The sequence below is a fragment of the Mesorhizobium sp. WSM4832 genome, from assembly GCF_055811115.1.
In genome coordinates this window covers 1-11669 of the sequence record NZ_JBVVQH010000035.1, presented here as the reverse complement: position 1 = coordinate 11669, position 11669 = coordinate 1, and the positions used below count along the sequence as shown (strand labels likewise).

Annotated in this window: 8 protein-coding genes; all 8 read left to right on the top strand. The window is 61.3% G+C overall.

Features of this window, described 5'->3' with window-relative positions; all coding sequences use genetic code 11:
* Positions 1-284: 284 nt before the first annotated feature.
* The gene (locus tag AC0L2L_RS32160; RefSeq protein ID WP_473583858.1) at positions 285-1718 is read left to right on the top strand and encodes a phosphomannomutase; all 1434 of its coding nucleotides are present in this window, start codon (positions 285-287) and stop codon (positions 1716-1718) included.
* Positions 1715-3130 carry a mannose-1-phosphate guanylyltransferase/mannose-6-phosphate isomerase gene (locus AC0L2L_RS32155; protein ID WP_473583837.1) on the top strand — a complete coding sequence of 472 codons (1416 nt, stop codon included), beginning with the start codon at positions 1715-1717 and terminating at the stop codon, positions 3128-3130. The genes AC0L2L_RS32160 and AC0L2L_RS32155 overlap by 4 nt, the downstream gene beginning before the upstream one ends.
* A gap of 741 nt (positions 3131-3871) precedes the next feature.
* Positions 3872-4234 carry a hypothetical protein gene (locus AC0L2L_RS32150; protein ID WP_473583836.1) on the top strand — a complete coding sequence of 121 codons (363 nt, stop codon included), beginning with the start codon at positions 3872-3874 and terminating at the stop codon, positions 4232-4234.
* Between the two features lie 143 nt (positions 4235-4377).
* Positions 4378-5712 carry an ISNCY family transposase gene (locus AC0L2L_RS32145; protein ID WP_473583835.1) on the top strand — a complete coding sequence of 445 codons (1335 nt, stop codon included), beginning with the start codon at positions 4378-4380 and terminating at the stop codon, positions 5710-5712.
* 431 nt (positions 5713-6143) lie between these two features.
* The gene (locus AC0L2L_RS32140) at positions 6144-7118 is read left to right on the top strand and encodes a hypothetical protein (protein ID WP_473583834.1); all 975 of its coding nucleotides are present in this window, start codon (positions 6144-6146) and stop codon (positions 7116-7118) included.
* Positions 7119-7533: 415 nt separating this feature from the next.
* Entirely contained in the window at positions 7534-8715 is a 1182-nt protein-coding gene (gene ubiM, locus AC0L2L_RS32135; RefSeq protein WP_473583833.1) for a 5-demethoxyubiquinol-8 5-hydroxylase UbiM, read from the top strand.
* 1006 nt (positions 8716-9721) lie between these two features.
* On the top strand, positions 9722-10891 hold the full coding sequence (locus AC0L2L_RS32130; RefSeq protein WP_473583832.1) for an efflux RND transporter periplasmic adaptor subunit: 1170 nt from the start codon (positions 9722-9724) through the stop codon (positions 10889-10891).
* A 2-nt stretch (positions 10892-10893) separates the two neighbouring features.
* A partial coding sequence (locus AC0L2L_RS32125; protein ID WP_473583831.1) for an efflux RND transporter permease subunit occupies positions 10894-11669 on the top strand: 776 nt, incomplete at its 3' end.

The window sequence follows — 11669 nt, the reverse complement described above, 5'->3', positions numbered from 1 at the left end:
ACCGGCAGGCAAGGATCAATCACTCCGCTGCTTGATCATTCGATGAAGCGCGCCAAGAGATTCCAATAGAAGGACAGCTGTGGATGCCCCGACTGCCAGTGGGAGGCTCCAACTTCCGTTTTGAGTTCCTGTTTGGATAGTTCGGCAAATTTGATCGGCAGTTACCGTGTTGTAGAAGCCGCATATCTGAACAGCAGGTGGCTGAGAACGATGGCGCTTTCAATAGAAGCACTAGCCCACCGCAACGTTACACCACCGTGCCTGTCCACCAGCAAAGCGAAATCATGAAATTCGGGTCAAGCGGCATTCGAGGTTTGGGGTCGGAATTGGTCGGCAAGGCCAGCGGACTTTATACCGAAGCTTTCGCCTCGCATTTGATTTCGAGCGGGGTTCAGCCGAATAGCTCGGTCTTCATAGGCCGCGACCTACGTGACAGCAGTCAGGCGATAGCCAACAATTGCATGGCAGCATTGGCCGCAAATGGTTTCCAGCCGATCGATTGCGGCGCCATACCTACGCCTGCCCTGGCACTATATGCACGCAGACACGGCGCGGCGGCTCTTATGGTCACTGGCTCACACATTCCAGCCGATCGCAACGGCATCAAATTCTACGGCCCGAATGGTGAGATCAGCAAGGCGGATGAGGCCGCGATTACGCGCTTTGTAGCCGAAAGATCAAATGCATATTGCTTGCCACCGGCTCTTCTGGAAACGACGTGGCCCATCCGCCATGAAGAAGCGATGGCCTCTTATCGAGAGCGCGCCAATGACATGCTGGAGCCGGGCTCCCTTTCCGGCATGAGACTTGGCGTCTACCAGCACAGTTCGGTAGCAGCAAGACTTTTGGTGGAAGTTCTTCAATCTCTCGGCGCCGGCGTGGTCGCCTTCGGGAAAACCGAAACCTTCGTGCCAGTCGATACTGAAGCGGTCGACGCCGACACGATTGCGAGATTGAAAGGCTGGGTCCGCGAATTCGCCCTCGACGCCATCGTGTCGACCGATGCGGACGCTGATCGGCCACTCATTGCCGATGAAAATGGCGATCTGTTTCGCGGCGATCTGGTTGGGCTCGCCACGGCTCTCTTCCTGAAGGCGGATACCGTTGTGACGCCGGTGACCTCAAACTCAGGCATTTCGAAAGCCTTTGGCTTCGAAGTCCGGAGGACGAAGGTCGGTTCTCCATTTGTCATCGAAGCCATGGAAGCATCGTCCGCCGCCGGCGGCGTCGTCCTCGGCTTTGAGGCCAATGGCGGCGTTCTCCTGGGGTCGGATTGCACATTGAACGGAAAGACTTTGACCGCACTGCCGACACGGGACTCTCTTCTCCCCATCCTGGCTGTTCTTGCCTCCATGGCATCGACAAAAAAGAAGCTGTCCCAACTGCGCGAGCTCTGGAGCCTTCCGGTGTGCGCGAGCGACCGGCTCCGGGATTTCTCCACGGAAAGTTCAAGCAGATTGATGGATCGGCTCGCAAATTTCGACGTGCTGCAGCAATTTCTCACCCCGTTCGGGACGGTAGCCGAGGTTGACGAAACCGACGGCTTCAGGGTGCGCATGCGCACAGACGAGATCATACATCTGCGGCCCTCCGGCAATGCCCCGGAACTGCGCTGCTATTCGGAAGCTTCGACCGAGAGCAGAGCCACGGCGATCGTCGCCTCGGTGCTGAAAAGGGCACAGGCATTCGCGTCAAAGACGGTAGAGGGCATTCGATGAAAGTGGTTCCGGTCATCATCAGCGGCGGAGCCGGCTCGCGACTATGGCCCGCCTCCAGGCAATCGCATCCCAAGCCTTTCCTCAAGATGGCGGACGGGCATTCGCTCATCCAGCACACCGCCTTGCGCGCGGCCTCGATGGTGGAGGCGGCCGAGCTCGTCACCGTGACCTCCAAGGACCATCTCTTCGTCACGAAAGACCATTTTGACGAGCTCGATTCCGTCGTGCTGCCGCGCACCTTCCTGCTCGAGCCGGAGGGTCGGGACACGGCCGCCGCTGTCGCCGCGGCGACCATCCACGCCAAGGCGACACAGGGCCCGGATGCGATCCTGTGCATTTTTCCCGCGGACCAGATGATCGGCGACCTTCCGACTTTCCGAATCGCCATGAGTCGGGCAATCGAGCATGCGCGGCAGGGGCGCATTGCTGCCCTAGGCATAAATGCGGACAGGCCGGACACGGGGTTCGGCTATATCGAGGCCGATGGCGAAAACGTCGTCCGTTTCGTCGAGAAGCCTGACGTCGAGACCGCCAAATCCTATGTCGCCTCCAAACGTTTCTTCTGGAATGCTGGCATCTTCTGCTTCAAGGCGCAGGTCATGCTCGATGAGATGGCCCTGCATTGCAAGGAGGTAGTCGATGCCGTTCTCGGCAGCTACGAGAACGCCGAAATCGTTGACGGTGAGCGCTTTGCCAGCATCGAGCTTTCGGCCAAGCATTTCGCCCTGGCTCCGCGAATCTCGCTCGACCGGGCGGTGATGGAAAAAGCGGAAAATCTCGCCGTCGTTCCTTGCGAGATGGGGTGGAACGACATCGGTTCCTGGAACGCAATGGCCGAACTGATCCCTCCCGACGAGAGCGGCAACAGGATCCGCGGCGATGTCCATGTGGTGGACACCCTCGACACCTATATAAGCTCGGACAAACGGGTCATCGGCACGGTCGGCGTCAGCGACCTGGTGATTGTCGATTCTCCCGATGCGCTGCTCGTCGCATCCCGCGATCGCGTCCAGGACGTCAAGAGACTGTTCGAGGGGCTCAAGGCTTCGGGGCACGAGGCGCATCTGCTTCACAGCACGGTGCACCGGCCATGGGGCACCTATACTGTGCTCGAGGAAGGCAAGCGCTTCAAGATCAAGCGCATCGAGGTGAAGCCGGGCGGGCGCTTGAGCCTGCAGATGCACTACCATCGTTCGGAGCACTGGGTCGTGGTCAGCGGCACCGCCAAGATTGTCAACGGGGACCAGGAACTGCTGCTGACAACCAATCAATCCACCCATATCCCGTGCGGGCACAAACACCGGCTCGAGAACCCCGGCAATATCGGATTGGTGATGATTGAGGTCCAAAGCGGCGAGTATCTAGGTGAAGATGACATTGTGCGGCTTGAGGACGTATACGGTCGAACCTGACAGTCCAACGTCTAGGGGTCGTGATCAGAAGGGAACTTCGTTCACGTTTTCCTTTCCTCGTTAAGCTGATGGCGTGCCGAGTTTAGCGAGAAGATTGCGTTGGAAGGCGCTACAGCAGGCCGGATCCGCTCATCCCGCGGATCCTGGCGTTGCCTCCCGTCCGGCGGCCGGCATCGCGTTGGCGGCCGAGTAGCCGCGCGATGGAGTGGCCGTTCCGACGGCCCTCTACCTGGACTTAGACTCCTAGTGAGACGGCGCCGCCACTTCGTCCTCCATCTCGAGCGATTTTTCGACTGCCTCCAGATTCCGGGCGATGGTCCAAAGGAGAGTATTCGCCGCTGCATCCGGTTCCGAGCGACCTTGCTCCCAGTTTCGAAGCGTTGCCAGATCGAGGCCATACCTCACGGAGAACGCCTCCTGGGACAGCTTCGTGCTACCCTGGACTTCGCGAACGCTTATCGGCCGCGGCGCATGACCTTCGCGATCACTCCTGCGGACGAGAGTTCGTCCTTCAGTGCCCGCAGGTCGTCGACGCAAGGAACAGTCACGAACGCCTTGCCGTGATCGACCATCTCCGTGAGGACCGCATGGGCCGTCCTCAGCGGCAGCTGTCTCCTGACGAGAATCCGAGCAGCCTCAGGAGTATTCGCGCCGTGTAGAAAGCTGAGGCTCAGCCGGACGGGAGAGCCTGACGACACCCGGACGACGTCCCGGGTTCGCACCCGTTGTCCGAACCGCTCCATGAACTTCGATGTAGTCGACATTAAGCTCTTCTCCGCGATCACTCGACCGAGCTTGCGCAATTTGGACCAACCCCATCGGACCTGGGTATCGCCCCCCAATATGGAGGTCACGGATGACCAGATGGTTGCTACCCATCTCCACGTCCCCCAAGAGCTGAAGCACGCCATCGGGGGTGGCGACATCAAGGAGGACGTATGGGTCCTCCGAAATGTCAGCGTCCAGAACGAGATCGATGTCATCGGGCCGCACACGCGATCCCTACGCAAGTTGCTTATGGAAAGTATGTCAGGTGCTGGCGAGCGCCAAGGCCTGAGCGATCTCCAAATTGGCCGGATGCTGGCAACACCGAATCGTGCCTAGTCTAGTGCCCATCCATAAACGGCAAGCTGCTGAATTTGTTGGAAGAATCGCGACATTTCCGCAGGTAAAGCCCGGCGGTTTCAGGTACACTTTAGATCAAGCGACTGATTCTAAAGACAAACCCGCAACCGCCGGAGCCAACAATGCGTCAAGAACGCACCGTCCAGAGCAGTATATTCGATCTTTTCTGCGGACACGAGATCGGCTGTGAACTGAAAGCGATGTCGCAATGGCTGGACGCCCATCGCGACCTGCTCGAGTTAGCGGCTGGGGACTTGCGCCGGCATGGGGTCAAGGAAACCGGCCGCGAGGGACTGCCGGCGGAGGCCGTGCTGCGCTGCGCTTTGCTCAAGCAGCACCGCCAACTGAGCTATCAAGAGCTGGCCTTCCATCTGGAAGACTCCGCCTCGTTCCGAGCTTTTGCCCGGCTGCCGTGGGGCTGGAGCCCGAAGAAGTCGGTCTTGCACAAGACGATCAGCGCGCTTCGGGCCGAGACCTGGGAAGAAATCAATCGGACGCTGCTTTTGAGCGCCCGGCGGGACAAGATGGAAAGCGGCAAGCTCGTGCGTGTCGACAGCACCGTCACTGCAGCGCTAATGCACGAGCCGAGCGACAGTAGCCTTTTGTGGGACTGCGTGCGGGTGATGGTGCGGCTTCTCGATGCGGCCGATGCCTTGGGCAGCATCATCCCATGGCACGATCACTGCCGCGCGGCAAAGAAGCGGGCCCGGACGATCCAGTATGCCCGCGGTCGCCCGAAACGGATCAAGCGCTACCGCGAGCTGCTCACAATCACCCACAAAACCCTGGAGTATCTGAACCAGGCGGCGGCGCAGTTGCCCTTGGCGTCGGGCCCGGCCGGCGAACTGTGGCAGGCCGTTGTCGGCCACTACCGGCTGCTGATCGAGCGGATCATCGCCCAGACCGAGCGGCGGGTGCTGGCCGGCGAGGCGGTGCCGGCCGGCGAGAAGCTGGTGAGCTTGTTCGAGCCGCATGCCGAAATCATCATCAAGGGCAGCCGCGACGTCCAATATGGCCACAAAATCAACCTCACCAGCGGCAGAAGCGGACTGATCCTCGATCTCGTCATCGAAGCCGGCAACCCGGCTGACAGCGAGCGTCTCTTGCCGATGCTGGAACGCCACATCGCCTTCTATGGCGAGGCGCCGCAGCAGGCGGCAGCCGACGGCGGCTATGCCAGCCACAACAATCTGCGCCAGGCCAAGGAGCTCGGCATCAGCGACATGGCCTTCCACAAAAAGGCCGGCCTCAAGATCGAAGACATGGTCAAAAGCCGCTGGGTCTACCGCAAGCTCAGAAACTTCCGCGCCGGCATCGAGGCCGGCATCTCCTGCCTCAAGCGGGCCTATGGTCTGGGACGCTGCACCTGGCGCGGGCTCGACCACTTCAAGACTTACGTCTGGTCCTCAGTGGTGGCTTACAACCTCGCCCTCTTCGCGCATCTCAGGCTAACCTGACATCCCCATTCGACCAGGTCGAGATGGACCGGCGAGCGCCGGTCGCTGGCTGTGCGCGTATTCTCGCCAGAAAGCCCTTTCGCCGGCGATTTGCACCCATCATGCCGACCACACAGCTTCGAAGGCGCTGCCCATTGAGTCGCAAACTATTGTAAACGCAATAAAATAGTGGGTTTATGGACGGGCACTAGTCTACGCTGATCGACTGGGAGAAGGAGGACAGACGCAGCACCATATATTGTGGCCACCCGAGCAAACGGGATGAGCGGCCTTATCCGAACAGCGTTTGCCTCACGCAAGGCTATTGTGCATTGCACAAAATCCGACCCACGGCTAGACGTCCTTCCGTTGCGGGAATCGGGCTTGGATCCCAGCGGCGAGGCAGCGAGAACCGATGCTTCGTCGATATCGCATTCTAGCTGAGGACCTTCATGACCCTTTCGAGCCCTGACAAATCCGGTGCCGCCAGTATCGAGGCCATCGCGCGAAACGGCGGCGTGCTGCGCCGCATCGCCGTGCGCATTCCGACCTATCTGTCGGACATTCGCGAGAACCCGGCATGGCTGCCGATGTTCGTGCTCGCTCGCACCATGCCGGCCCGCAGGATGCACTGGCGTGGGGCAAAGCCGGTTCGCGTGTCGCAAAAAGCCCATAACACGATGTTTGCCGGCGTCAGTCGCCAGGACGTTGTCGAGGCGCTGCGGTCGGACGGGCTGTTTTGCGGGCTCGCCCTGCCGACCTTCATCCATGAGGAGATCGCCGCCTTCGCCCGGTGCACGCCTTGTTTCGGTAATTTCGATCGCCGTCTCGAATTCATGCCGGAGGACCATGCCGAGGCCGAGAAGCGTTTCGGCCGCTCCTTGCTCAGTGGCCACTATTTCGAACGCATCCTCGGCTGCGAGGCAGCGGTCGCCATCCAGAACGACCCGCTGCTGCTCGACATCGCCGCGCATTATCTGGGTGCTCAGGCAAAACTGATCACCACACGCGTGTGGTGGAGCTTTCCGACCGGCCAGGCTTCCGACGCCGACAAGAACCGTGCCTCACTCGGGAAGTATCATTTCGATCTCGATGACTGGCGGATGCTGAAATTCTTCTTCTATCTGGCGCCGGTCGACGAGGGCACCGGCCCGCATGTCTATGTCCGGGGCAGCCACAAGCGGCGCATCCTCAAGCATCAACTGACGCTGCTCGTCGGCCATCCGGCGCAAGAGGTTCTCAAGGTCTATGGCGATGACAGCCCCGTCACGCTGACCGGTGAAGCCGGCCTCGGCTTTGTCGAGGATCCGTTTGGCTTCCATATGGGCACCGTGCCTTCGCGCACGCCGCGGCTGATGATGGAAGTCGGCTTCGGCGTGTCGCCGCCCTCGCGCCGGCGCTTCCATGGCGAGCCGGTTATTCGCTGATCTCGCAAAGGTCCTGAAACAGCCTTCCCCAGATCAGACGCCTGGTTCTTCCTTGGGCTGGCTGATGCCATGGCATCGTCATGGCGTCAGCTGGCACATGACTGGATCGAGTCATCCGACGCCGGTGGGCCTCGACTGACCCAGATCAAGGCGAAGTCGTGGTCGGCGTGGTTTGATCGACCAGTCCTTCAGGGAAAAACGCATGTGCTGACCGACAGCCTGGTCGTCGCTCCCTAACGTCTTGACAATCCGGACCGTACGGCGGGCAAATGACGCTTCACCAGCCAAGAACCGACGTGAGAAACGCGCTCGAGGCGATGCGGCGGGCAATGGATCGCAGCGCGTTCGACGCACGCCATGCGGCTCGACTCCAGCAGCGTCTCGCGAAGAGAGCCGACGCGCTGGCGACACGCTGATGGCCGGCTGTGACGACAGCTTCGACATCATTGTCGTTGGCGCCGGGCCGGTCGGACTTTCCTTCGCCGCATCGCTTGCCCACGGCGAGTTCAAACTGGCGGTTGTCGAAGGGCAATCCCTGGAAAGACTGGCAAGTCCCGCTTTCGACGGTCGCGAAATCGCGCTCACCCACGCCTCGATTGGCATCCTTCGCGAGCTCGGCGCCTGGGATGTTATCCCTGCTTCGGACAAGTCACCGCTTCAAGGCGCACGCGTGCTCAATGGATCGAGCCCTTTTGCGCTGTGTTTCGATTCCCCCGACGGATCCCCCGAACCACTGGGCGTTCTGGTCCCGAATTGCCAGATCCGCGATGCCCTTTTCAAGATCATCCGCTTGCAGGGCCATGCCCGGCTGCTGTGCGGCCACGCGGTCGTGCGTGCAACAAACAGCCGCCAGGGAGCAGTCATAACGCTCTCCAATGGCAGGCGGCTGACCGCTCGGCTTCTCGTTGCCGCCGATTCGCGTTTGTCCGCCACCCGAAATCTGCTCGGCATCAGCGCCGACATCAATCGGCTTGGCAACTCGATGCTGATTTGCCGCGTGAGACACGAGCGCCCCCACCACCAGATCGCGATCGAATGGTTCGATCACCGTCAGACGGTAGCGATGTTGCCCCTCGCGCAAGGCGTGTCGTCGCTGCTTTTGACTTTGCCCTCAAACGATGCCGACGGACTGCTTGCCCTTGACGACGAGTTGTTTCTGATGGATTTGACAAAGCGGTGTCGGGGGCGCCTCGGCAAGATGAGCTTGGCAAGCCGACGCCATATTTATCCGTTGGTCACGACCTGGGCGCACAGGTTCCGGGCGCCGAGCGCCGCATTGATCGGCGACGCTGCGATCGGCATGCACCCGGTGACCGCGCACGGCTTCAACATCGGCCTCGGCAGCCAGAAGCAGCTCGCCCGTGGTATCCAGACAGCATGGCGTGACCGTCGCGACATTGCCGATCCCGACATGCTCCACAGATATGAAAGCCGATTGCGCCTGTCGGCGGCGCCGCTCTATCATGCTACGAATATCCTCGTCGGACTCTACTCAAGCGAGCATCCGGCGGCACGGCTTGCAAGGCATGTGGGACTGCGCCTCGGACAACATCTTCCCTTTGTCCGTCATGGCATTGCGGCGATGCTGAGGCGGTGAACCCCAGACACCATAGTCTCATCATCAGCGTGCCGGCGTATCCGCAATTTTGGACCCGCAGCGCGCAGCCGGTTCCGGTTGCGCGCTTGTCGTTCTCCGCCATGCTCAGCCGGATAAGGCGCAGCCGCACCAGACCTGTCCACCGCCCGAATTGGAAGCAGCGATCCACGGCATTTCCACCTCGGGGTCTTTCAGAATCCGGCTCGCTCCGCGAAGCCGACAAAGGCATCGCGGACCACGCCGATCGGCGTCAGGCGTCTTGTGCTTGGTAGCACCGGTGAGGGGTGTTTCATGGATCACATCGCGGAGTCCCTCGGCCAGTGCTCAACGTCGATCGCGTCTACGAGATCGACAATGCACAAGGTAGGGGTCCATGCGTTGATGAAGACGGGGCTGCTGAATGCCGCGAGCCTCTTACATTGCGGATCGTCAGCGGATCAATCGCTGTGTGTGCGGAATTCCGTCCGCCGCCAAGCGTTTGCCGGCCGCCGCCACACAGGCGCGGACCCAGCCACGCCCGACTCCGCCTTCGATGTTTTTAGGGCGTGGATGACAGTCATCCGAACAATCAATTTTCACAATCCTGCCGACCCTATTAGGGATGTGACCGAAATCAAATGCCTCGGCCTGCAGGCACACCCGAGGAAAAAGCCTGAGCATCAACCACCTATGCCCTTTGGAGTACAGAAGGCAACGATCCGAAGACAGTGGAAATTGGTGCCGAATGGTCCCAGAAGGGCGCGAGGTGGGCAACCACACGGGGAAGCGCTTAGTATCCGCGCTGTGCCGAGTGTTATGTCGAAGTTGAACGGCCGCGCTGGTCCGCCGTCACGGCGACCGTATCCAGCCCAGCGAAGTATTACCTACCAACTTTTTTGACGATATTGCGATGCAACTTTGATCTAGAAGCTCGTTCGCCGATCACGGCAAGCGTGCACCCATATCGACAACGCGCCGAGTTAGAAGACGCGGCCCGGCCGAACCCCGCGCACTGGAAAAAACGACGATGCCGAAAATCAGGCCTCACAAGCTTGCAGCCATTGCCGTGCTTGTCGGGTTCGCTGCCTGGATGGCTACGGGCGAGTTCTGGTCCGTGGGCAGCGCCACCGATCACCAGAAGGCGGGAGAAGCAGACCAAGCAGCGCAATCCGGCGCTGAAAAGCCGAAGACGGCAGAGGCCGAGCCGAAGGCCGCACCGCGCACCGTCGCGGTGGTGACGCCGCCGCGCAAGACCTATGCTCGCGCCATCCGCGTCTCCGGCCTGACCGAAGCCGACAAGCGCGCGGTGCTTGCGACGCGCGTCGCCGGCGTCATCGAAAAACTGCCGGTCAAGCAGGGCGATCACGTCAAGACCGGCGACCTTGTGCTGATGCTCGCGGCGGAAGAGAAGATCTCCAACGTCGACAACGCCAAGCAGCTCCTGGTGCAGCGCAAGGCCGAGCTCGACGCTTCCGAGCGGCTGGCCAAGACCGGCAATTTGCCCAAGCTGCAGCTCGACACCGCCCGCTCCAATCTGACCCTGGCGCAATCCCAGCTCGATACAGCGCAGGCCGAACTCGACCGCAACGAGGTCAAGGCGCCGTTCGACGGCGTGATCGATCGCATCCCGGTGGAGCTCGGCAGTTCGGTGATGCAGGGCGAGGTCGCGACGATCCTCAAGCTCAACCCGATCATCGCGCGTGGCGAGATCAGCGAGCGCGACCTGCGCCATCTCAAGATCGGCGACGAAGCCGATGTGCGCCTGGTCAACGACCAGAAGGTCACGGGCACCGTTCGCTATATCAGCCGCGATGCCTCTTCGCAGACCCGCACCTTCCGCGTCGAAGTGGCGATCCCCAATGGCGACGGCTCGATTCCCGCCGGCATGACGGCCGAGATCGCGCTCAGCGCCGAGCCGACCGATGCGGTGCTGTTGCCGCGCTCGGTGGTGACGCTCGGCGACAAGGGCGACCTCGGCATCCGCGCCGTCGGCAAGGACGACAAGGTGGCTTTCTTCCCGATCGACCTCGTCGACGACACGCCGCACGGCCTGGTGCTGGGCGGCATTCCACAAGACGCGCGCATCATCGTCGCCGGCCAGGAGCTGGTGAAGGAGGGCGATCTGGTGAAGCCCGTAGAGGCCGACCAGGCGACCATCCAAAAGTTGTTGGGCGAAGCGACGACCGGGACGCAGTAATCATGGACATCGTCAAACTTGCAATCAGCAATGCTCGGCTGACCATTTCGGTCCTGGTCTTCCTCATCCTTGCCGGTGCGGTCGCCTATCAGTCGACACCGAAGGAAGCGGAGCCGGACGTTCCGATTCCGACGATGTATGTCAGCTTGATCTACCAAGGCATCTCGCCGGAAGACTCCGAGCGCCTGCTGCTGCGGCCGATGGAAAGCAAGCTCAAGAGCCTCAAAGGGCTCAAGGAGATGCGCTCGGCCGCCTTCCAGGGCGGTGGCTACGTGCTGGTCGAATTCCAGCCGCAGACCGACCTGGCGACAGCGCTGCAGGACACGCGCCGCAAGGTGCAGGACGGCAAGGCGGACCTGCCGAAGGCCGCCGAGGAGCCCGTCGTTACCGAGGTCAATGTCTCCGAGTTCCCCGTTTTGGTGGTGACGCTGTCGGGCGACGTGCCCGAGCGCGTGCTGACGGCTGCCGCGCGCCAGCTGCGCGACCGCATCGAGCAAGTGCCTGGCGTGCTCGAGGGCTCGCTGCAGGGGGCGCGCGACGACCTCGTCGAAGTGGTCATCGATCCGATGAAACTGTCGTCCTACGAGCTGCAACTCGACCAGTTCATCGGCGCCGTCGGCGCTTCCAACAGCGTGGTCGCCGCCGGCAACATCGAAGGGTCGCAGGGCAAATACGCGGTCAAGGTGCCGTCGTTGATCGAGAGGCCCGAGGACGTCGCCAACCTGCCGGTCGTGGCCACGCCGAACGCCGTTGTCCAGGCCAAGGACGTCGCCACCAT